Here is a 20,827-nt window from a genome sequence, read left to right as displayed (position 1 = left end):
CCGCGACCGCCAGTTCAGGGGGCGCGGCCACCGTCGCCGGCTCTGGGTCAGCCGCGGTCGAACGTCAGCGTCTCGTCATCGGGGGCCCGGACCTCGCCGGTGCGGGCGAAGTCGGCCCAGATCGCCCGGAAGGCCCGGCCGCGGCGCTCGACCTCGGGCCAGTCGCGTTCGGGGACGAACCGGGTGCCGGCCCAGGCCTCGCGGCCACCGAGCAGCAGCGGCAGGTCGCTCATGTGCACGGCTCCGGTCGGGGCGCTCGTGACACCGCGGTGCAGTCGGTAGGAGGTCGCCCGGCCGCCGGCGCGTCGGTGCCGTTCGGTGAACCGTCGGGCGTCGCGCCCGTAGATGACGTCGGACAGCGGACGGACGACCCACCACCGCAGGGCCGACCGCAGCACCCGCGACCGGGTGACCCGACGCAGGCCGGGCACGAGCGGCACGTACATGCCGGCCTCGTCCGAACCGGACCCGATCAGCACGTCGACGTCGGGGGCGACCCGGCTCCACGCGGCGTCGAGGTCACGCTCGGCGGGCAGCGGCGCGAAGCCGTACTGGGTGCCGAAGGGCATGCCGGCGGCGAGCCCGTACGGCGCAGCGGCCCGGATGCCGAGCGCCTGACGGTCGAGCAGGTCCTCGAGCGGGGTGTCGGCGTGCACGGTGCCGACCGCCCGGACCATCGCGCGGTTCATCCGTGCCCGACGGCGGGACAGCCCGAGCGGAGCGCTCTGGATGATCGCGCGGCGGAACAGCCCTTCGGCGCCGGCGCTGATCATCAGGTGCGCAGCTGCGTCCCCGCCGGCCGACTGCCCGAAGACGGTGACCAGCTCGGGGTCGCCGCCGAACGAAGCGATGTTCGCGCGCACCCAGCGCAGCGACTCGACCAGGTCGAGGAGCCCGAGGTTGGCCGGGATCGTCTCGCCGTCACCGAGGAACCCGAGCACGCCGAGCCGGAACGTGACCGACACCACGATCACGCGCTGCTCGGTCACCAGGTCGCGGGCGTCGTAGATCGGCAGGTCGCCGCCGCCGATGACGTACGAGCCACCGTGGATCCAGACCATCACGGGCAGCTGTTCGCCCGGCCGCACGTCGGCGGGCAGCGTGATCGAGAGCCGCTGGCAGTGCTCGTCGACCTCGATGCCCTGGATCGGGTTGAGCAGCAGGTCGACGAACTCCTCGTGCGGCTGCGGTGCGACCGGCGACGGGGTGGACGCGTGCAACACGGCCTCGAACGGTGGCATCGGCTGCGGCGGGGCGAACCGTTCGGCCCGCGCGTACGGGATCCCGAGCACCCGGACCACGTCGCCGTCGACCGTCCCGACGATGCGGCCGGCGGGGGTGTCGAACGGGGCAGGCGTGGCGTCGAGCATGGGTTTCACGGTATCGGTGCGGCGACGACACGAGCGGACGTGACGGAGGCCGTCCCGATGTGATCGGGACGGCCTCGCTCCGGCTGTGGGAGCCGGGTGCACGTGGTGCTCGGCGTCAGTTCGAACGGCCGTTGACGTCGCGTCGGTCGTCGTCGTTCCAGTCGGGCTTGCGCACGCCGGACTTCGCGATGCCGCGGCTGACGACGTAGGCGGCCGTCACGATCGCGACGTACAGCCAGGCCTGGTCGGCGCCGAAGCCGGTGTGGCCCTCGTCCGCGTTGTCCACGACGGCCGACGCGACGAGGATCGCGATGGACACGACCAGCCAGGCGTAGAACTCGGTGGTCTTGAGTGCGGACTTGGTCTCGTTCCAGGTGGCACGGACGACCGAGTCGTGTCGTGCGGGATTTCCTGCCGTGTTCGACATGGTCACTCCTTCTGATCTCCGCCACCGGACATCGATGGCGTCATGACCGCAACACTTGTCTCGCCTGGCTGATTACTTCCCCAGTTTGGGTTCCCAGGGAGGTCGGGGAACATAGGGTTTGTCCACCAAACGAGAGGACGCAGGGGCGACCATGAGCGAAGACGACCAGCAGCGCGGATCCGATCTGTTCGACCGGCAGCCGCGCACCGCCGAGGGCGCCGCCGCGATCGCCAGTCTGCAGGCCCTGAGCGACAGCGTCCACGAGGCCGACGAGCAGGCGCTCCGCACCCTGGGGATGTTGCCCGTCGACGCACTCGCGCTGCGGCACCTCGTGCTCGCGGACCGAGACGGACGGCTGGTGAACCCGACGCAGCTCGCGCGGGCGTTGCGGCTCTCCACCGCCGGGATCACGAAGCTCATCGACCGCCTGGTGCGTGACGGGCGGGCGGAGCGGCGGGCGAACCCCGAGGACCGTCGCGGCGTCATCATCACGGCGACCGGGTCCGCCGAGCAGGACCTCGCGCGTGCCTACGGGCACATCCACGCTCCGCTCATCGAGACCATCGACGCGCTGAGCGTCGACGAGGCGACGGCGGTCCGACGGTTCGCTTCCCGCCTGGCCGAGGCGCTCCGGCAGGAGCTGCCCTCCCCCGGCGCCCCCTGACGCCGGCCCGGCGCGGTGGGTCGGTGGCTGCGACGGACTGGAGGCCCGTGGCGGCGTCGCCACGGGCCTCCAGTCCGTCCTCTTGTCGCGTTGCGCGACGTGTGGTCGCGTTGCGCGACGGGCGCTACCGCACCCGCTTGATGGGGATCACGACGAGTGCGCCGATGATGGCGATCGCGCCGGCGGCCCAGCACATGAGCGTGTAGTTGTCGGCGGCGTCCCCGGACCCGATCTTCAGGAAGAACAGGGCGACGGCCGGCGCGAGCGACTGCGGCAGGGCGTTGGCGATGTTGATGACGCCGAGGTCCTTACCGGGACGGTCCGCGTTGGGCAGCACGTCGACGACGAGTGCGGTGTCGATCGCGGAGTAGATGCCGTACGCGAAGCCCATGATGACCTCGGCGACGTAGAAGCCGTTGACCGTGTCGGCGTGCGCCAGCACGATGAGTCCGACCGCGAACATCGCCGTGGAGCCACCGACGAACACCTTGCGGCGACCGAGCTTGTCCGAGGCCCAGCCGGACAGCGCCGCACTGACCAGCAGCGCGATCGTGTAGAGCAGCACACCGAAGGCGACGGCGGCCGTCGCCTCCTTCGCGCTCTCGATGCCGAGGTGCTGCTCCATGTAGAGCAGGCGGTACGTCGTGAACATGAAGGTCGCGAAGATGATGAGGAAGCGCGACCACCACGCGAACGCGAAGTCCGGGTTCTTGACCGGGTTCGTCCAGAACGACGCGATGAGGTTCAGGAACGTGAACTTCTTGAGCGTGTACGTGGGCAGGTCGTCCCGCGCGACGACGGCGTACACGGCGACCAGGATGATCGCCAGGATGCCGGGCGCGATGAACAGCACGGGCAGGTTCGCGACGAAGAAGACCGACAGGTAGGTGCCAGCGAGCACGGCGATGTTCTGCGCGAGCGCGATGATGCTCGAGGACCGGCCGCGCTGCAGCTGCGGCACGTTGTCGGCGAAGCTCGCGAGGAGGGTGGCGAGCGTGGCGTTCGCGGCGAGCTGGGCGAGCAGCCAGGCCAGCGTCAGGTTGAGGACGTCGGGCGAGTAGGCGATCCACGCGAGGGCGATCGCGAAGACCACCACACCGCTGAGCAGCCAGGGGCGACGACGGCCCCAGCGCGTGCGGGTGCGGTCGGACAGGGCACCCGCGAGGGGGTTCATGATGAGCGCACCGAACGCGCCGATCGGCAGCACCGAGCCGATGACGTTCGCGGCGTCGTCGCCGACCAGGGCCTGCGCCTTGAGCTGCATGCTCACGTAGACGGGCGCCATGAGCGCGACGAAGAGGCCGAACTGCCCGAGGAACAGGGCGATCTGGTAGCCGATGCCCACCTTGACCGTGCTGACGGGCTGGGTGATGCCCTCTTCCGGGTTGAGCAGTGCCGGGCTGCCGGGTTCGGGTGTGCTCATGACGCCTCCTTGAGTCGATGAAAACCTTGCCTGACAAGGTTTTTCCGACGCGAGCATACATCGACACGTGTTGTCTGCAACACCGGCCGCGTCCCGGGCCGTGACGCGCGGGCCATCCGGGCCGCGTCACACGGGGCAGCAAAAACTACACACCGGGTGGTTTTTGGGGTAGCGTCGTCATCGATCTCGCCGCGGAGCATCGCTCCTCGACGGGCCGCGACACCCAGACAGGATCGAAGGAGCCTCTGCAATGCCCACCACTTCTGTGCAGCTGTACTCGCTGCGCGACGCCATCGCCGAAGACCTCGACAAGGCCATCGCCCGTGTCGCCGAGATCGGGTACGAGAACGTCGAGCCCTACGCGTTCGTCGAGCGCGCCACCGACCTCGAGCGTGCGTTCGCGGCCACCGGCCTCAAGGCTCCGTCCGGCCACGTCGCCGTGATCGACGCCGAGGACACCGCGCCGATCTGGGACGCCGCCGAGCGCCTCGGCATCCGCACCGTCATCGACCCGTTCATCCCGACCGACCGCTGGCAGACCGCCGACGACGTCGCGAAGATCGCCGAGCGCGTCAACGAGCTGACCGCCGAGGCCGCCGGCCGTGGCCTGCAGTTCGGGTACCACAACCACCAGTGGGAGTTCACGAACAAGGTCGACGGCCGCACCGTCTACGACCTGTTCGTGTCGCAGCTGTCGCCGGAGACCGTCCTCGAGGTCGACACCTTCTGGGCGACCGTCGGTGGCGCCGACGCCCCCGCCGTGCTCAAGGGCCTGGGCGACCGCGTCGTCGCGATCCACGTCAAGGACGGCAAGGTCGACGGAGACATCCGCACTGCGCTGCCCTCGTCCGAGAGCGCCCTCATCGTGCCCGAGGCGCTGCAGCGCGCCTTCGAGAACCAGACGCCGGCCGGTCAGGGTGACGTCGACGTGACCGCGATCCTCGCCGCCGCACCGCAGGCGATCCGCGTGGTCGAGTTCGACGCCTACAAGGGCGACGTCTTCGAGGGCATCACCGAGTCCCTCACCTGGCTCAAGGACAACGACAAGTGAGCCGTGTCGGGATCGGCATCATCGGTGCCGGCAACATCTCCACCCAGTACCTCGAGAACCTGACCAAGTTCGCCGACGTCGAGGTCCGCTTCGTCGCCGACGTGCTGCTCGAGCGTGCCGCTGAGCAGGCGGCTGCGTACGGCGTCGCCTCGTCGGGATCGGTCGAGGAGCTCCTCGCCCGCGACGACATCTCGATCGTGATCAACCTGACGATCCCGGCCGCGCACGCCGAGGTCGACCAGCAGATCATCGACGCCGGCAAGCACGTCTGGAGCGAGAAGCCGATCGCGACCGACCACGCGTCGGCCGCCGCGGTGCTCGAGTCGGCGAAGGCCAAGGGCCTGCGCGTCGCGACCGCTCCGGACACCGTGCTCGGCGCGGGCATCCAGACGGCGCTCCGGGCCATCGCCCGCGGTGACATCGGCGAGCCGCTCTCCGCGACGACGCTGTTCCACGTGCCCGGACCCGAGGCGTGGCACCCGAACCCGGACTTCCTGTTCGCCACCGGTGCCGGCCCCCTGTTCGACATGGGCCCGTACTACGTGACGACCCTGGTGCACGCGTTCGGCACCGCCTCGCGCGTGCAGGCCGTCTCGTCGAAGTCGCTCGACCGTCGCACGATCGCGTCCGGCCCCCGCGCCGGCGAGACGTTCCCGGTCGAGGTCCCGACGCACCACGCGGCCCTGATCGAGTTCGCCGGCGGGCAGTCCGCCCAGTCGACGTTCTCGTTCCAGCACGCCCTGCCGCGCATGGGCTTCGTCGAGATCAACGGCACGCTCGGCACGATCTCGCTGCCGGACCCGAACACGTTCGAGGGCTCGTCGCAGCTCTGGCGCTACGGGCAGGACGAGCCCGAGACGCTCGAGGCGGTCGGCTCCACCTGGGGTCGTGGCACCGGTGTCGTCGAGCTCGCCCGCGCCATCGCCGAGGACCGCCCCGAGCGTGCCTCCGGCGCCGTCGCGCTGCACGTGCTCGACGTGCTGCTCGGCATCCGTGACGCGGCCGAGTCGGGTTCCGCCGTCGACATCACGTCGGCCGTGGACGCGATCCCGCCGCTCCCCGAGGACTTCGACCCCGCGGCAGCCGTGCTGACCGCCGGCGCGAACGCCTAGGAGCGCCCAGGAGCGCCACACGCACCACTTCGTGAGCAGCAATGGTCGGGTCCCGAACGGGGACCCGACCATTGCTGCTCACCAGGGTGTGTGATCGCTCGACCCTGCGCTCCGTGGACCGGACCGCGCGGTTCGGCCAACGGATCCGCGCTCGTCGGCCATCTGGAACGGCCCGAAGTCGGTGGCTTCTTCACTCGGGTGATGAGAACCATGGGTGTGGAGGAGGAGCTCCTCCTCATCGACCGGTCGACGGGCGTGCCCGTGCCGGTCGCCGACGGTGTGCTGGCCGGTGCGAGGGCGACGCGGGTGCCGGACCCCGGCGGCGTCGTGGGCGAGATGCAGCGCGAGATGATCGAGGTCACCACCCGCCCGCACACCTCGCTCGCCGCGCTCGGCGCGCAGGTGCTCGACAACCGGGCACTCGTCGAACAGGTCGCGAACGGCTTCGGTGCGCACGCCGCCCCGCTCGCGACGTCGCCGACCCCGGTGACCCCGCACGTGAGCGACGGCGCCCGGTACCACCGGATGATGCAGCGCTACGGGTCCATCCCCCGGCAGGGCCTGACCTGCGGCCTGCACGTCCACGTCGCGATCGACTCCCCCGCCGAGGGTGTCGCGGTGCTCGACCGGATCCGCACGTGGACACCGGTGCTCATCGCCCTGAGTGCCAACTCCCCCTTCCATGCCGGAGTGGACACCGGTCATGCGAGTTTCCGGTCGATCGCCTGGAGCCAGTGGCCGTCGGCCGGGCCGATGGAGCGGTTCGGCTCCGAGGAGCGCTACCGCGCCGTCACCGAGGGCATGCTCCGCACCGGCGCCCTGCTCGACGAGGGGATGCTCTACCTCGACGCGCGCCTGTCCCACGCACACCCGACCGTCGAGGTCCGCGTCGCCGACGTCCCCCTCGACCCCGCGGTGACCGTGACGATCGCCGGACTCGTCCGGGCGATGGTCGACACCGCTGCCGAGGAGTGGCGTTCAGGGTCGCTCGAGCGCGACACCCCCGCCTGCACCGTCCGGCTCGCGAACTGGCGCGCTGCGCTCGAGGGCCTGGACGGTGAACTGGTCGACCCGTTGACGGGCCGCGCCGCACCCGCACGCGAGGTCGTCACGCTCCTGCTCGCCCACGTGCTGCCGGCGCTCGTCGCGAACGGCGACGACCAGCTCGTCGAACGCGGCCTGGCCGACCTGTTCGCGCGCGGCACCGGCGCGTCCAGGCAACGTGCGGCCTACGCGACGACCGGTGACCTCGGGCAGGTCGCACTCGCTGCCGCGATGACGAGCGTGCACGCACGGACCGGCCGCGTCGCAGCCGGCCTGTGGCCCGGTGCGGACACCGGTTCGGTCATCGGGGGTCACCCGGCGAGCTCGGGCCTCAGCGGTGCGGTCGGCTGATGGGTTCCAGGTGGCAACCGTTCCCCCGGATCGCTCGTCGACACCGGGGCGTCATCGCACTCGTGAACTCGATCTCGAACGCCTCGGCCCAGCCGGTGCTCGACGATTCGACGTCGAGCAGGAACTCGACCGGGGTCCACTCCGGGTCGTCGCAGCCGGCCGGTCGGACGGGCAGGACGCGGGTGGAGAAGCCGACCACCCAGGCACGACGGAGGACCCCCGGCAGGCTTCGTGCCCGGACCTCGCGGGGCAACACGACCCGTATCCACATCTCGCTGCATTCCGCCCGTTCCTTCGGACGCAATGCGCACCCGATGGACAGAATCAACGCGACCGCACATCACGGTCACATCAGCCTCGCGCTTTCGGAACGATCCGATGGGAGCACCCCGTGACCGACCTCGAGAACCCGCCCGTCCTCGGCGAACACCCGGCGGACGTCGGCCCCGGACGTCCGGTGAAGCTCGGTGCGCGGTTCGTGCACTGGCACACCACCACCGACCACAAGACGATCGGCAACCTGTACCTGGTGACGTCGTTCGGGTACTTCTGCCTGGCCGGGGTCATGGCGGTGGTGATGCGGACGGAGCTCTTCACCCCCGGGCTCGACGTGCTCGAGACGCGTGAGGAGTACAACCAGCTGCTCACGATGCACGGCACCGTCATGCTGCTGTTGTTCGCGACCCCGCTGTTCTCCGGGTTCGCCAACGCGATCATGCCGCTGCAGATCGGTGCCCCCGATGTCGCGTTCCCCCGGCTCAACGCGTTCTCGTACTGGCTCTACGCGATGGGCAGCCTGGTGACGATGGGCGGGTTCCTGACACCGGGCGGAGCCGCTGCGTTCGGGTGGACGGCCTACGCACCGCTGTCGGACACCACCTTCGAACCGGGCATCGGCGGGCACCTCTGGGTCGCCGGCCTGAGCATGACCGGATTCAGCACGATCCTCGGCGCCGTGAACTTCATCACGACCGTCATCACCATGCGCGCCCCTGGGATGACGATGTTCCGGATGCCGATCTTCACGTGGAACGTGCTGATCACGTCGATCCTCGTGCTGATGGCGTTCCCGGTGCTGGCGGTGGCGCTGTTCGGCCTGCTGCTCGACCGGGTCTTCGACGCGCAGATCTTCAACCCGGCCAACGGCGGACCCCTGCTGTGGCAGCACCTGTTCTGGTTCTTCGGCCACCCCGAGGTCTACGTGATCGCCCTGCCGTTCTTCGGCATCGTGTCCGAGGTGTTCCCGGCCTTCAGCCGGAAGCCGATCTTCGGCTACAAGACGCTCGTGTACGCCACGATCTCGATCGCGGCGCTGTCCGTGTCGGTGTGGGCGCACCACATGTTCGCGACGGGTGGCGTCCTGCTGCCGTGGTTCTCGCTCATGACGATGCTGATCGCCGTGCCCACCGGCGTGAAGATCTTCAACTGGGTGGGCACGATGTGGCGCGGGTCGGTGACCTTCGAGACGCCGATCCTGTGGGCGATCGGGTTCCTCGTGACCTTCACGTTCGGCGGGCTGACCGGCGTGATCCTGGCGTCGCCGCCGCTCGACTTCCACGTCCACGACACCTACTTCGTCGTGGCGCACTTCCACTACGTGGTCTTCGGGACCGTCGTCTTCGCGATGTTCTCGGGGTTCTTCTTCTGGTGGCCGAAGTTCACCGGCAAGATGCTCGACGAGCGACTCGGCAAGGTGCAGTTCTGGATGCTCTTCATCGGGTTCCACATGACGTTCCTGATCCAGCACTGGCTCGGTGTGATCGCCATGCCCCGCCGGTACGCGAGCTACCTGCCCGAGGACGACATCACCTGGCTGCACCAGGTCTCGACGGTCGGTGCTGTCCTGACGGCGGCGTCGATGATCCCGTTCTTCCTGAACATCGTGCAGACGATGCGGAAGGGCCAGAAGGTGCTCGTCAACGACCCGTGGGGCTACGGCCGGTCGCTCGAGTGGGCGACCAGCTGCCCGCCGCCCCGGCACAACTTCACGTCGGTACCGCGGATCCGGTCGGAGTCGCCGGCGTTCGACCTGAACCACCCCGAGGCCGGTGTCCCGGTCGGGGTGGGCCCGGCGATGGACGCCCCGGACGCGGCCACCCACGACCAGGCGACGGGCAAGACCCGGCACCCGAAGGAGACCGACCAGAAGTTCTGACGGCACCACTTCGTGAGCAGCAATGGTCGGGTCCCGAACGGGGACCCGACCATTGCTGCTCACCAAGCGAAGACCACGACACGAGCGACGCGAACGACGCCCCCGCGCGAGCCCGCGCCCGTCAGACCAGCGCGGTGAAGGACGCGTCGCGCACGAGCAGCGTCGCCGCGTCGCCCACCACGGCCTGGTCGGGATCGCTCGACAGCCCGAGGGACCAGCTGCCCCCACCCGGACGCTCCGGCAGCGTGAACTCCACCGTGGTGTCCGACGCGTTCAGCAGCACGGCCACGGTGTCGTCGCCCTGGTGCAGCACGAGCGTCACGGCCCGGTTGCCGCCGTCCGCCCAGTCGCCGTCCTCGAACCCGGCGGCATCGGCACGGAGCACGGTCACCGTCGACTCCGAGTGACCCGGCGCGGTGCGGAACCACTCCGGACGCAGGGCCTGGTGCTGCCGACGGAACGCGATGGCCGCCGTGGTGAAGGCGAGCAGGTCCTGGTCGGCGGCGGCCCAGTCGAACCACGAGATCTCGTCGTCCTGGCAGTACGCGTTGTTGTTGCCGCCCTGTGACCGGGCGAGCTCGTCGCCACCCAGGATCATCGGCACGCCGGCGGAGAGCAGCAGGGTGCCGAGGAAGTTGCGGCGCTGCCGGTCGCGGTAGTCGTTCACCGCGCCGTCGTCGGTCGGGCCCTCGATGCCGCCGTTGAACGAGGTGTTGTCGCTCTCACCGTCGTTGTTGTCCTCGCCGTTCGCCTCGTTGTGCTTGTCGGCGTACATCGTCAGGTCGGCCAGGGTGAAACCGTCGTGGGCGGTCACGAAGTCGATCGAGCACAGCGGGGAGCGCCGTGAGCCCTCGTAGACGTCCGGGCTGCCCAGGACCCGCTGGACGGCGTCGCCGAGTGCGCCCTCGTCGCCGCGCCAGAAGGCGCGCAGGTCGTCGCGGTACTTGCCGTTCCACTCGGACCAGTCGGCCGGGAACCCGCCGACCTGGTAGCCGGCGGTGTCCCACGGCTCGGCGATCATCTTGACCTCGCGCAGCACGGGGTCCTGGTGGATGATGTCGAGGAACGCGGAGTGCTTCTCGGCCTCGCCGTCCTGGCGGGTGAGCGTCGTGGCCAGGTCGAACCGGAAGCCGTCGACGTGCATCTCCTCGACCCAGTAGCGGAGCGAGTCCATGATGAGTCCGAGGGCCGCCGGGTGCCCGACGTTCAGGCTGTTGCCGGTGCCGGTGGTGTCGAAGTAGTTCGCCTCGTCACCCTCGACCAGCCGGTAGTACGACTGGTTGTCGATCCCCTTGAACGACAGTGTCGGGCCCATGTGGTTGCCCTCGGCGGTGTGGTTGTAGACGACGTCCATGATGACTTCGAGCCCCGCGGCGTGCAGGGCCTTCACCATCTCCTTGAACTCGGCGACCTGCTGCCCGGCGGTGCCGGAGGACGAGTACTCGTCGTGCGGCGCGAAGAAGCCGATGCTGTTGTAGCCCCAGTAGTTGCGGAGGCCCTTGTCGAGGAGCGTCGAGTCCTGCACGAACTGGTGCGTCGGCAGCAGCTCGACCGCGGTGACGCCGAGGTCGGTGAGGTGCTTGATCGCCGCCGGGTGGGCCATGCCGGCGTAGGTGCCGCGGATCTCCTCGGGGACGTCCGGGTGCTGCTTCGTGAAGCCCTTGACGTGCACCTCGTACACGACGGTGTCGGCGAGCGGGGTCCGCAGCAGGGTGTCACCGTCCCAGTCGAAGGACCGGTCGGCGACGACGGACTTGGGCATCGCGCTGGCCGAGTCGGTGTCGTCGAGGCGCTCGGGGTCGTCCATGTCGTGGCCGAACAGGGCCTGGCCCCACTCGTAGGTGCCGTCGACGGCGGTGGCGTAGGGGTCGAGCAGGAGCTTCGCGCCGTTGTGCCGCAGGCCGTTCGCCGGGTCCCACGCACCGTGCACGCGGAAGCCGTAGCGGGTGCCGACGGTCACGCCGGGGACGACGTCGTGGAAGGTGTAGCCGGTGCGGTTGCGGAGCTCGGTGCGGTGCTCGGTGCCGTCGTCGTCGAAGGTGCAGAACTCGACCCGCTCGGCGGTGCTCGAGAACAGGGCGACGTTGGCGCCCCCGTCGACGAGCGTGACGCCGAGCGGGGTGCGCGTGGAAGTGGTCATGCTGCCCTTCTACCGGCCGGTCGCTGTGCCACCGGCGGTCTGGGCGTACCCCTGGCCGCTCAGCGCACCGGCGGGACGAGCTGCTCGAGCAGCCGCAGCACCCGCTCGCCGTCGACGGCGTCGGGGTCGAGCAGCCACTGGACCTGCAGTCCGTCGGATGCCGCGATGCTCAGGCTCGCCAGGTCGACCGGGTCCAGGTCGGCGCGGATCCGGCCGCTCGCCTGGTCCGCCTCGATCAGTTCGGCGAGTTCAGCACGCAGCCGGGCGAAGCGTTCGCGCATGAAGTCGCGCGTGGCCGGGTGGCCCTCCTGCACGGCGTCGGCCGCGAGGGTCGTGTACAGCTGCACCAGCCCCGGCACGGCCCGGTTGCGCGACGCGCTCTCGCGCATGTCGCCGATCGCCGACTTCATCCGGTCGGGCGCGCCCTGCTCGCGGACCTCGTGCTCCCGGTAGACGGCGAGCAGCAGTTCGTCACGGCTCGGGAAGTAGTGGCGCAGTGCCGCGTGCGTGATCCCGAGGGCCTCGGCCACCGAGCGGAGCGACGATGCGTCGACCCCCTGCTCCGCGACCATGCGGATCATCTCGTCGAGGATCTGCGTGCGCCGCTCGGCGCCCTTGCGGTACCCGCCGCGGCGCGGCTGGGCCGCGTCGGCGTCGTCCGCGGGGTGGGTCATGCACCCAACTTACCGCTGGAAGGTTTTCTCGCCACCGTCCGGCCTGGAGGCCCGTGGCGGGCGCACCACGGGCCTCCAGTCCGTATCGGGTCGCGTCGCACCCGCCGGGTCGCGTCAGCCGGGCGCGCTCGCGTCAGTCCTGGTCGTCGACCGTGTACTCGTCGACCGGCGCGGGCGCGCCCGCGGCGAGCGCGTCGACGATCTTCGTGAGCGAGTCGGCGAGGACGGCGTTGTCCGCGTCGGGGAGTTGCTCGAGCACCTCGACGACTGCCGCGTGGAAGCGCGCGTACGAGGCGTCGATCTTCTCGGCGGCCTGGTCGGTCGGGGCGAGCACCTGCGCACGACGGTCGGTGGGGTGCGCCGTACGCGACAGCAGGCCCTTCTGCACGAGCCCGTCGACGATCTTGGTGACCGAGGCGTTCGAGACGGCGAGCATCACGGCGAGGTCCTTCGGGCCCATCGTGCGGCCGTCCCGGTGCGCCTGGAGCATGTACCGGACGGCGAGGAACTCGTTCTTCGACAGGCCGCTCTCGATGCGGGCGGACTCGATCTGCTGGTCCTCGGCGTGCTGCAGGCGGAGCAGCGCGTCGACGGCGGTCTTCGCGACCCCGGACTCGGGTTCGCGGGCGTAGAGGTGGACGTGCTCTCGACGGACGACGGTCAACGGCATGGGGTCATGCGCTCCTTGCTAAACGGCAGGCGTGCTGAAGAAGTCCGCGTAGGACGGTTCGGAACGACCGGCGAGCAGCGAGGGGTCCTGGATGCGACGCTCGACGTACGCGTCGATGATCGCCGGGTCGGTGAGACCGACGCGGGTGTGGCTGCCACCGATCCGTGCCGTCCGAGGCATCCCGGAGTACGTGCTGTGCATGTCGTGTCCCGCCCTTCTTGCTTGCCGTGTGTCCCCTGCGGACGGCTGAACTCTTTCACAAAGTGAACGGTCAGTTCAACGAACCATTCGCGCTGTGTACGTTTTGCGCGCCGAACGGTTCGGCGGCACGCGGCACGCGCCTCAGGCCATCGCCGCGGACATCACCGCGACCGCGACCCCCATCGCCAGGGTCTCGACCAGCGGCAGCGGCCGTGATCGTCGCCGGACGCCGTCACGGAGCATGTGGACCGTGAGCACCAGGTACCCGAGGGTCAACCCGCCGAGCACCACCTGCCACGTCACCGCGACCACCCCGAGGTGCTGGTGCATCCCCGCGGCGCCGGCGTCGTGCGCCATGCCGACACCCATCGCACCCATCACGAGCAGGCCCAGGGCGGCGTGCAGTCGCCCGTACCGGCCGTGTGCGGAAGCCGCGCCCGGCGGCTGAGCCGACCCGCGCCTCCAGGCGGACGTGGACTGCAACCGGTGCACCCCGGCGACCACCACGGCGAGGAACGCCAGCACCAGGAACCAGAGGACACCCGGCAGGACCCGGGGTCCGAACGCCCCGTCGACCATCGCCGCCACCATCGCGACCGCGGCGACCACGTCGACCGCACGGCCGGGGCGCCACGCCCCGACCGTGCAGCAGGCCCCGGCCGACGCCGGCACGATGGCCGCGAGCCCGAGCAGATCGGTCACGTCAGTGCCCGACCCCGTGGTCGTGCCCGTGGTCGTGCTGGTGCTCGGCTGCGTCGTGTGCGGCCTCGACGGCGCCGGAGACGTGGTGCGAGCAGTGCGACCCGGCCGCCGCCCCGATCGACGCCGGCACGTTCAGGGCCGGGTTCCGCGGGAAGAACCCGTACGGCTTGAGCGTGAACTTGGCGTAGTCGACGGGCATGACGGGCCAGTCCTCGGGCCGGGGGAAGTGCGTGGGGCCGAAGGTGTGCCACAGCACGATGTCCTCGCCGTCGAGCGGACGGTCACCCTGCACGTACCGGGCGACACCGTCCCCGCCGGGGTTCTGGTGCACGAAGTCACCGGCGGCGAAGCGCTCGGCCGGGTCGTACTGCGTCACATAGAGGTGCTTCCGTGCGAACTCGGCGCGTGCGGCCACCGACGACGAGTCGTCCGCGAGCAGCACCGGGGCGTCCTGCGGGTACAGCACGTACCCGGTCGGGCGGTCGAGGTGGTTGCGCTCCTCGGTGTTCGAGATGAACCACGTCCGGGCCTTCGACGCGTCGGCGAGACGGCCGGAGGACGACTCGGACGACAGCCGGGTGACCGACTTCGTGAACGCGTTGCCGTGCTCGTTGCCCGGGCCGACGGGGACCCGGACGGCGTCGACCTCGTCCACCGCGTTCGACAGCCCGTCGACCATCATGTCCAGCCGCGCCGAGAACAGGTGCTGGTGGTACGGGGCGCCGAGTCCGGGCGCGACCTCGGAGGCGTACGGGTAATCCGCACCGGACTCCGTCCGACCCGGGTACGACGAGGTGAAGAGGACACCGGTGAGCTTCGCCTCGCACTCGATCGTGCCGTCGAGGTACAGGTACCAGTAGAACCCGTAGTCGTAGTTGCCGACGGTGGTGAAGAACGAGATCACCAGCCGACGGGAGCGTCGGACCTCCTGCGACCCGGTGTAGATGTCCCCGTGCTTCCACAGCGTGCCGAAGTCCTCCTCGTGCATGCAGATGCCGTTCCGGATGGTCTGCGGGTTGCCGAGCTCGTCGGCCAGGACGGCGTCGAAGTACTTGATCTCGCCGACGCAGTCGCAGCCGAGCTCGAGCGAGTTGGTGAAGCGTCCGAACAGGTACTCGCCCGTGTCGAAGTAGTTCTGCCAGAACCGCACCGGCGACGGGTCACCGTAGGGCACGAGCATCTCGTCGATCGAGGCCCGGTAGACGATCGGCCGCAGCCGAGAACCGTCCTGCCACGACAGCTGCCGGAGCACGAGCCCCTCTCGGGCGTCGAACCCGACCTGGAACCGCCAGTTCGCCCACTCGACGAACTCGCCGTCGACCGAGAACGACGGCCCCTCGGGCTGGGTGATGACGATCGGCTTGAGGTCGAGCGGTTCGCCCTGCACCGCCGGGTCGTCGAAGTTGCCGGACGTGGCGGGCACGGGCATCTCCGCGACGTCCACGATGCGGGTCACCGCACGGTTGGCGGCGTCGACGTACACGGACAGGCCGTCCACGGGGTGCGCCCAGACGTGGTCGGCGGGGTGGTCCTGGCGGAAGGCGAGCACGCGGAGGATCCGGCGCCCCTCCTCCTCGGGGTAGTCGTAGTACCCGGCCGACAGCGGGACGCACTTCACCTCGTCCGGCGTCAGGCCGCGCTTGGCCAGGGCGGCGACCCAGCGCTCGTCCGCGTTCGCGATCTCGCCGACGGCGTCGAACTCCTCGATGAGGACGGGCAGCTGTCCACGGGACCCGTCGAGCACGTCGGTGGACAGGACGATCCGGTCGGTGATCGAGACGACGCCGTCGGTGGAGCGTCCGGTCGCCATGTCGAGGAGCATCACGCGGGCACGGCGGTCCGGCAGGCGCCCGTCGCCGGCCTGCCAGGCCAGGACCTGCTGCTTGTGCGGCTCGTCGAGGCCGACGTAGACGAAGCGCGTGGTGTCGGTCCAGTCCGGCTGCGCCGTGACGACGTCGCGGACGGCGGTGAACTCGTCGGGGCTCAGGTTCGCGAGCGGGTGGGTGGTGGCGGTGACGGGGTCGGTGAGCGTCATGCTGGTGGTTCCTTCGGTTCGGTCTGGAGGCGCGGGTCGGGTGGGTCGGTCAGCCGTCGCTGGCGAGACGGTCGAGCATCTGGTCGTAGCGGCGGCGGTCGCGCCGGCGCAGCACCACGGCCTGCAGCACGCCGACGGCGGGCACGACCACGACGAGGCCGGTGAGCAGGGTGCTGACGACACCGAAGACGCTCGCTCCGGAACCGTCGACGTCACCGACGAGCGTCGGGAAGTTCGCCCAGATCAGGACGGCCGAGGCGACGAGCCCGACGAACCCCAGGACCGGGGCGATGACGGTGTTCCAGATGCGGCGGTCGGCGCGGTTCCGGCGGAAGTACACGATGACGGCGAGGCTCGTCGCGGCCATCAGGATCGCCACGCCCAGGGTGGCGACGCCGGCGAACCAGCTGAAGACCTGCAGGACCGGGTCGAGGCCGAGGACGGCGAACAGGACCATGAGCACGGCGGCGGTGACGGTCTGCACGACGCTCGAGGTGTGCGGTGACTCGTGCTTGCGGTGCACCGTGCCGAGACGACCGGGCAGGAGCGAGGCGTTCGCCATCGAGTGCTGGTACCGGGTGATGACGTTGTGGAAGGACAGGACGCAGGCGAACATGCTCGTGAGCAGCAGCACGTTCATGACGGCCTCGCCCGCGGTGCCGATGTACCGCGCCGCCGTGGTGAGGATGAGCGCGCCCGGGTCCTTCGCGGCCTCGGCGAGCACGCCGTCCGGACCCCAGGCCATCACGAGTCCCCACGACGCCAGCGTGTAGAACACCCCGATCCCGATGACGGCGGTGTAGGTGGCCCGCGGGATCGTGCGCTCCGGGTCCTTCGCCTCGTCACGGAAGATGGCGGTCGCCTCGAACCCGATGAACGCCGCGATGGCGAACATGAGGCCGACGCCGGGCGAGCCGGACATGACGTGGGTCGGTTCGAACGGCGCGAGCGAGAGCCCGTCGGCACCGCCGCGGAACACGATCGCGGCCACCAGGACGAGCACGATCCCGACCTCGCCGACGAGCAGGACGCCGAGGACCTTGCTCGACAGGTCGATGTGCCGGTAGCCCAGCACCCCGACGAGCGCCACGACGACCAGGGACCACACGTACCAGGGGATGTCCGGCCCACCGAGGCCCGTGACGGTCACCCCGAGCAGGTACCCGATGTAGCCGTGCACGCTGACCTGGATCGTCGTGTAGGTCAGCAGCGCCAGGGTGGCCGCTCCCGCACCGGCCGGACGACCGAGCCCGTGACCCACGAACGTGAAGAAGGCGCCGGGTCGTGGCAGGTGCCGGGTCATCGCCGCCAGCCCCACCGAGAACAGCAGCAGGATCACGGCGGACGCGGCGTAGAGCGACGGGAACCCGACGCCGTTGCCGAGCAGCATGCCCAGCGGGGCGGCACCGCCGACGACGGTGAGCGGGGCGGCGGCCGCGACGACCATGAACACGATCGCGGTGACGCCGAGCGAGCCGCGCATGGTCCGCTGCGGTGCGGGTACGGCTCCGAGTGACGCGGGGTCCTTCGTGATGCTGGACATCGTGGCCTTCCGGTTCGGGTGACTGGGTCGGGGTGGGACCACGGTCCCGCGCTGGGGTTGCGCCCCCGTTCCACGGGTGTGAAACCCGCACGCACCCGAATGGGACGGCCCGGACGAGGCGTCTCATTTGCCCGAGACCACCGCGAAACACGACCGAGACACCGGGGCAACGCAGCCCCCGTACCGTTGCCGCATGACCGCGCTCGACCGTGCCATCGCCGACCCGCCACGGGTGCCGGGCATCGGCACGCGCTCCCCCGTCGACGGGCTGTCCCGGCGGAGCGTCGGCCCGGTCGACGTGCTGGCGCAGTCGGTGTCCGCGGTCGCACCGTCGGCGGCGGCCACCACGATCCCGGTGCTCGTCGCGACCGTCGCCGGGCAGGGCGCGACGTGGTCCCTGCTCGCCGCGATGACGCTGTCGTTCCTGGTCGGACGCACCGTGAACCAGTTCGTCCGACGCGTGGCGGGCACCGGCTCGCTCTACACCTACGTCTCGCTCGGCCTGGGGCCGGCGGCCGGTGTGGTCGCGGGCGCCGCACTGCTGCTCGGCTACGGGTTCATCGCGATGTTCTCGCTCACCGGCAGCGGCTACTACCTCGACTACCTGCTGTCCCGGTTCGTCCCGACGGCCGGCACCGGCTCCCTGGTCACGGTCGTGGTGGTCACCGCCATGGGCGCCGCGGTGTTCGCCGTCATCGCCCTCGGGGTCCGGCTGTCGACGCGCCTCACGCTGCTCGTCGAGACCCTGTCCGTCGCCGTCATCGTCGTGCTGATCGTCGCCCTGGTCGCACGGCTGCAGCCCGTCGACACGTCCGCCCTCGCACTCGGTCCGACCGCACCGGCACCCTTCGCGGTGGGCACGGCGCTCGCGGTCACCGCCTTCGTCGGGTTCGAGAGCGCGTCGGTGCTCGGCGTGGAGGCCCGGCGCCCGTTCCAGGCGATCCCCCGCGCGATCTCGTGGACCGTCCTGGTCGCGGGCGTGCTCTACGTCGTGAGCGCTGCCGCCCAGCAGACCGGGTTCGCCGCGATCGGCGCCGACCTCGCCACGAGCGCCTCGCCGGTCAACGAGCTCGCCACGGCCTTCGGCATGCAGTGGGTCGGGTGGGCGCTCGACCTCGGGATCGCCGCCTCGTTCGCCGCGTGCGCGATCGCCTCGACGACGGCGCTCGTCCGCGTGCTGTTCGCGATGGGCCGTGAAGGGGTGCTGCCCGCAGCGCTCGGGCGGGCGTCGCCACGGTTCCGGACACCCTTCGTCGCGGGCGTGCTGGCGTGCTCGGTGCTGACCGCGCTGCCGGTCCTCGGGCTCCTCACCGGCATCCCGACCTGGTCCCTGATGGAGGCCGAACTGGTCGTCGCGGCACTCGGGTACCTGACGGCGTACGCGATGACGTGCTTCGCGGCTCCGGTGTTCCTGCGACGCATCGGCGAGCTGACGACCGGGGTGGCGACCACCGCGGTGACGACCGGTGTCCTGCTCACCGCCGTGCTGCTCACCTACGCCGGGGTCGAGGCCGCATCGCCCCGGTGGCCGGCCGTCGTCCTCGCCGTCGGGGCGGTCACCGCGGTCGTCGTCGCGTTCCTGGTGGCGACCCGTCGGCGACCCTGGCGACGGGGTCGGAGCCGGGCGGTGTACGACGTGCCGGTCGAGGCGGACCTGCTGGGCGCCTCCCGGTCGTCCGCCGGACCCGGCCACGGGACGGGGGTGCGGTGAGCGAACCCGGTCTCCGCGCGCGGCAGCCGAAGGCGATCCAGAACGCCCTCGCGGTGCTCGAGGCGGTCGCGCACGCCGGGCCCGGCGTCACCGCCCAGCAGATCTCGGACGCGCTCGGGATGCCGCGGGCGACCACCTACCGGCTCATCACGCTGCTCGTGGAGGACGAGTACCTGGTGCGGCTGCCGGACCTGCGCGGCTTCGCACTGGGGCACAAGGTCTCGGAGCTCGCCGGCGTCGCCCCGGCCGCGGCCCCGTCGGTCCCACCACTCCCCCGAGCCGTCCGGTCCGTGCTGTCCGACGTGCGCTCGGCGGTCCGCGCCGGGGTGCACCTGGCCCGGTACGACGCCGACGGGATCTGCGACGTCGACGTCGACCCGGACTTCCCGCTCCTCGACGCGACCGCCCTGCGATCGGCACCCGGGTCGAGCGCGATGGGGCGGCTGCACGCGGCCGGCGGTGCCTCGGCGTCGCAGGTCGGTGCCTTCGTGCGGGGCTTCGGGTGCCTGGCACTGCCCGTCCGCGGCGAGCGCGGTGAGCTCGTGGCGGGGCTGACGTTGTCCGCGCCCGCGGCCCGGGTGGAGTCCCCTGGCCAGGCCCTGGTGCACCTGCGGACGGCGGTCGCGCGGCTCGAGCCCCTGCTCGGCTGAGTTCTCGGCGTCCTCCGAGCGATCTCTTGGCACTCACCAGGGTCGAGTGCTAAAACGGTGGCAGTTGAGTCGAGGGGACTCAACGAGAACCACGAAGGAGTTGATTTCGATGACGATGAACTTCGATCCGTTCCGCGAGCTCGACCGACTCGCGGGTTCGCTCCTCGGCACCGCCGCCGGCCCGCGCTCGATGCCGATGGACCTGTACCGCACCGGGGACCACTACGTCCTCGACGTCGACCTGCCCGGCATCGACCCGGGCTCCGTCGACATCGACGTGGACGGTTCCGTCCTGACCATCCGCGCCGAGCGCACCCTGGGCGCGCCCGAGGGCTCGCAGTGGCTCACGCGTGAGCGCCAGCCGGGCACGTTCGTCCGGCAGCTGACGCTCGGCGACGGTCTGGACGCCGAGCGCATCACCGCCGGGTACGACAACGGCGTGCTGAGCGTCACGATCCCCGTCAAGGAGTCCGCGAAGCCGCGCAAGATCGCCGTCACCGTCGGTGGCGCGTCCGAGCAGCTCGCGGTCGGTTCCGGCGCCGCCGGTTCCGGCGCCGCCGAGTGAGGAGCTGAGCGATGACGTCCGTCCTGCTGAACGCGGTGGTCGCGGTCCTCGTCGTCACCGCGGCGCTCGCGCTGACGAGCCTGGACCGGCGCACCGCCCTGCTCCTCGGGGCCACCGGCAGCCTGACCGGCACGTTCCTGACCTGGGTCGCCGCGCCCCGGCTGTTCGAGCAGTCGCTCCTGGCGCCCTGGGTCGCGGCGGTCCTCGGCACGGCCCTGCTGATCGCGGGGTGGAGCGCGGTCCGCGCGTACTCGGGCATCTTCGAGGCACCACGCGACGAAGAACCCGAGACGGGGGCGCTGATGACCGTGGGCGGGTCCGCCCCGTCGGTGCGGTGAC

General features: G+C 70.7%; 20 protein-coding genes. 9 read left to right on the top strand and 11 right to left on the bottom strand.

Going from position 1 to position 20,827, the window contains the following annotated elements; translation table 11 throughout:
- Positions 1-47: 47 nt before the first annotated feature.
- Together DEI98_RS02115 and DEI98_RS02110 are read right to left on the bottom strand one after the other, a co-directional pair.
- Complete coding sequence (locus DEI98_RS02115; RefSeq protein WP_111099738.1) at positions 48-1,370, bottom strand: carboxylesterase family protein; 1,323 nt, start codon at positions 1,368-1,370, stop codon at positions 48-50.
- 115 nt (positions 1,371-1,485) lie between these two features.
- Positions 1,486-1,797, bottom strand: a complete 312-nt coding sequence (locus tag DEI98_RS02110) for a hypothetical protein (RefSeq protein ID WP_110863626.1) — start codon at positions 1,795-1,797, stop codon at positions 1,486-1,488.
- Positions 1,798-1,948: 151 nt separating this feature from the next.
- Here DEI98_RS02110 and DEI98_RS02105 point away from each other — a divergent pair, with 151 nt between their 5' ends.
- Positions 1,949-2,461, top strand: coding sequence for a MarR family winged helix-turn-helix transcriptional regulator (locus tag DEI98_RS02105; protein WP_111099737.1), 513 nt, complete (start codon positions 1,949-1,951; stop codon positions 2,459-2,461).
- A gap of 124 nt (positions 2,462-2,585) precedes the next feature.
- On the opposite strand, the gene DEI98_RS02100 is transcribed toward DEI98_RS02105, so the two are convergent.
- Positions 2,586-3,884, bottom strand: coding sequence for an MFS transporter (locus DEI98_RS02100; protein ID WP_111099736.1), 1,299 nt, complete (start codon positions 3,882-3,884; stop codon positions 2,586-2,588).
- Positions 3,885-4,134: 250 nt separating this feature from the next.
- On the opposite strand from DEI98_RS02100, the gene DEI98_RS02095 reads away from it, so the two are divergent.
- From DEI98_RS02095 to DEI98_RS02085, 3 genes are all read left to right on the top strand, one after another.
- Complete coding sequence (locus tag DEI98_RS02095; RefSeq protein WP_171907779.1) at positions 4,135-4,935, top strand: sugar phosphate isomerase/epimerase; 801 nt, start codon at positions 4,135-4,137, stop codon at positions 4,933-4,935.
- Positions 4,932-6,047 carry a Gfo/Idh/MocA family protein gene (locus tag DEI98_RS02090; RefSeq protein WP_111099735.1) on the top strand — a complete coding sequence of 372 codons (1,116 nt, stop codon included), beginning with the start codon at positions 4,932-4,934 and terminating at the stop codon, positions 6,045-6,047. Before DEI98_RS02095 ends, DEI98_RS02090 begins: the two co-directional genes overlap by 4 nt.
- A gap of 201 nt (positions 6,048-6,248) precedes the next feature.
- On the top strand, positions 6,249-7,442 hold the full coding sequence (locus DEI98_RS02085) for a glutamate--cysteine ligase (RefSeq protein WP_220035284.1): 1,194 nt from the start codon (positions 6,249-6,251) through the stop codon (positions 7,440-7,442).
- Here the strand turns inward: DEI98_RS02085 and DEI98_RS02080 are convergent.
- Positions 7,423-7,698, bottom strand: coding sequence for a hypothetical protein (locus tag DEI98_RS02080; protein ID WP_146237649.1), 276 nt, complete (start codon positions 7,696-7,698; stop codon positions 7,423-7,425). The two genes, DEI98_RS02085 and DEI98_RS02080, sit on opposite strands and share 20 nt — an antisense overlap.
- A 201-nt stretch (positions 7,699-7,899) precedes the next feature.
- Here DEI98_RS02080 and ctaD point away from each other — a divergent pair, with 201 nt between their 5' ends.
- Positions 7,900-9,597: a cytochrome c oxidase subunit I gene (gene ctaD, locus DEI98_RS02075; protein ID WP_258370531.1), complete on the top strand. Its 1,698-nt coding sequence runs from the start codon at positions 7,900-7,902 to the stop codon at positions 9,595-9,597.
- Positions 9,598-9,718: 121 nt separating this feature from the next.
- On the opposite strand, the gene glgX is transcribed toward ctaD, so the two are convergent.
- The 7 genes from glgX to DEI98_RS02040 all read right to left on the bottom strand — a co-directional run bounded on the left by glgX (position 9,719) and on the right by DEI98_RS02040 (position 17,562).
- Positions 9,719-11,737 carry a glycogen debranching protein GlgX gene (gene glgX / locus DEI98_RS02070; protein WP_111099733.1) on the bottom strand — a complete coding sequence of 673 codons (2,019 nt, stop codon included), beginning with the start codon at positions 11,735-11,737 and terminating at the stop codon, positions 9,719-9,721.
- 59 nt (positions 11,738-11,796) lie between these two features.
- Complete coding sequence (locus DEI98_RS02065) at positions 11,797-12,411, bottom strand: TetR/AcrR family transcriptional regulator (RefSeq protein ID WP_027466979.1); 615 nt, start codon at positions 12,409-12,411, stop codon at positions 11,797-11,799.
- 133 nt (positions 12,412-12,544) lie between these two features.
- Complete coding sequence (locus DEI98_RS02060) at positions 12,545-13,081, bottom strand: MarR family winged helix-turn-helix transcriptional regulator (RefSeq protein ID WP_111099732.1); 537 nt, start codon at positions 13,079-13,081, stop codon at positions 12,545-12,547.
- 18 nt (positions 13,082-13,099) lie between these two features.
- Complete coding sequence (locus DEI98_RS02055) at positions 13,100-13,282, bottom strand: hypothetical protein (RefSeq protein WP_071248776.1); 183 nt, start codon at positions 13,280-13,282, stop codon at positions 13,100-13,102.
- Between the two features lie 141 nt (positions 13,283-13,423).
- Complete coding sequence (locus tag DEI98_RS02050; RefSeq protein ID WP_111099731.1) at positions 13,424-13,984, bottom strand: hypothetical protein; 561 nt, start codon at positions 13,982-13,984, stop codon at positions 13,424-13,426.
- 1 nt (position 13,985) lies between these two features.
- Positions 13,986-16,019 (bottom strand): primary-amine oxidase, encoded by a 2,034-nt coding sequence (locus DEI98_RS02045; RefSeq protein ID WP_111099730.1) that lies wholly within the window; start codon positions 16,017-16,019, stop codon positions 13,986-13,988.
- Between the two features lie 49 nt (positions 16,020-16,068).
- Positions 16,069-17,562, bottom strand: a complete 1,494-nt coding sequence (locus tag DEI98_RS02040) for an APC family permease (protein ID WP_111099729.1) — start codon at positions 17,560-17,562, stop codon at positions 16,069-16,071.
- Positions 17,563-17,755: 193 nt separating this feature from the next.
- Between DEI98_RS02040 and DEI98_RS02035 the strand changes: the two genes are divergently transcribed.
- The 4 genes from DEI98_RS02035 (at position 17,756) to DEI98_RS02020 (ending at position 20,826) form a co-directional block, all read left to right on the top strand.
- Positions 17,756-19,273 (top strand): APC family permease, encoded by a 1,518-nt coding sequence (locus tag DEI98_RS02035; protein ID WP_111099728.1) that lies wholly within the window; start codon positions 17,756-17,758, stop codon positions 19,271-19,273.
- Entirely contained in the window at positions 19,270-19,923 is a 654-nt protein-coding gene (locus DEI98_RS18820; protein WP_258370710.1) for a helix-turn-helix domain-containing protein, read from the top strand. The genes DEI98_RS02035 and DEI98_RS18820 overlap by 4 nt, the downstream gene beginning before the upstream one ends.
- Positions 19,924-20,032: 109 nt before the next feature.
- Positions 20,033-20,488 (top strand): Hsp20/alpha crystallin family protein, encoded by a 456-nt coding sequence (locus DEI98_RS02025; RefSeq protein WP_071248766.1) that lies wholly within the window; start codon positions 20,033-20,035, stop codon positions 20,486-20,488.
- An 11-nt stretch (positions 20,489-20,499) separates the two neighbouring features.
- Complete coding sequence (locus DEI98_RS02020; RefSeq protein ID WP_071404424.1) at positions 20,500-20,826, top strand: hypothetical protein; 327 nt, start codon at positions 20,500-20,502, stop codon at positions 20,824-20,826.
- Position 20,827: the final 1 nt, after the last annotated feature.

Origin of the sequence: Curtobacterium sp. MCLR17_034 (assembly GCF_003234485.1) — a bacterium.
Classification (GTDB): domain Bacteria; phylum Actinomycetota; class Actinomycetes; order Actinomycetales; family Microbacteriaceae; genus Curtobacterium; species Curtobacterium flaccumfaciens.
The sequence above is the reverse complement of the archived record's forward strand: the minus strand, read 5'-3'. Positions and strand labels throughout refer to the sequence as shown.

What these genes read in the sequence shown, in the direction of transcription:
- DEI98_RS02115 (WP_111099738.1), bottom strand. Translation starts at nt 1,370, where the DNA reads ATGCTCGACGCCACGCCTGCCCCGTTCGACACCCCCGCCGGCCGCATC.
- DEI98_RS02110 (WP_110863626.1), bottom strand. Translation starts at nt 1,797, where the DNA reads ATGTCGAACACGGCAGGAAATCCCGCACGACACGACTCGGTCGTCCGT.
- DEI98_RS02105 (WP_111099737.1), top strand. Translation starts at nt 1,949, where the DNA reads ATGAGCGAAGACGACCAGCAGCGCGGATCCGATCTGTTCGACCGGCAG.
- DEI98_RS02100 (WP_111099736.1), bottom strand. Translation starts at nt 3,884, where the DNA reads ATGAGCACACCCGAACCCGGCAGCCCGGCACTGCTCAACCCGGAAGAG.
- DEI98_RS02095 (WP_171907779.1), top strand. Translation starts at nt 4,135, where the DNA reads ATGCCCACCACTTCTGTGCAGCTGTACTCGCTGCGCGACGCCATCGCC.
- DEI98_RS02085 (WP_220035284.1), top strand. Translation starts at nt 6,249, where the DNA reads ATGAGAACCATGGGTGTGGAGGAGGAGCTCCTCCTCATCGACCGGTCG.
- glgX (WP_111099733.1), bottom strand. Translation starts at nt 11,737, where the DNA reads ATGACCACTTCCACGCGCACCCCGCTCGGCGTCACGCTCGTCGACGGG.
- DEI98_RS02065 (WP_027466979.1), bottom strand. Translation starts at nt 12,411, where the DNA reads ATGACCCACCCCGCGGACGACGCCGACGCGGCCCAGCCGCGCCGCGGC.
- DEI98_RS02060 (WP_111099732.1), bottom strand. Translation starts at nt 13,081, where the DNA reads ATGCCGTTGACCGTCGTCCGTCGAGAGCACGTCCACCTCTACGCCCGC.
- DEI98_RS02055 (WP_071248776.1), bottom strand. Translation starts at nt 13,282, where the DNA reads ATGCACAGCACGTACTCCGGGATGCCTCGGACGGCACGGATCGGTGGC.
- DEI98_RS02045 (WP_111099730.1), bottom strand. Translation starts at nt 16,019, where the DNA reads ATGACGCTCACCGACCCCGTCACCGCCACCACCCACCCGCTCGCGAAC.
- DEI98_RS02040 (WP_111099729.1), bottom strand. Translation starts at nt 17,562, where the DNA reads ATGTCCAGCATCACGAAGGACCCCGCGTCACTCGGAGCCGTACCCGCA.
- DEI98_RS02035 (WP_111099728.1), top strand. Translation starts at nt 17,756, where the DNA reads ATGACCGCGCTCGACCGTGCCATCGCCGACCCGCCACGGGTGCCGGGC.
- DEI98_RS02025 (WP_071248766.1), top strand. Translation starts at nt 20,033, where the DNA reads ATGACGATGAACTTCGATCCGTTCCGCGAGCTCGACCGACTCGCGGGT.
- DEI98_RS02020 (WP_071404424.1), top strand. Translation starts at nt 20,500, where the DNA reads ATGACGTCCGTCCTGCTGAACGCGGTGGTCGCGGTCCTCGTCGTCACC.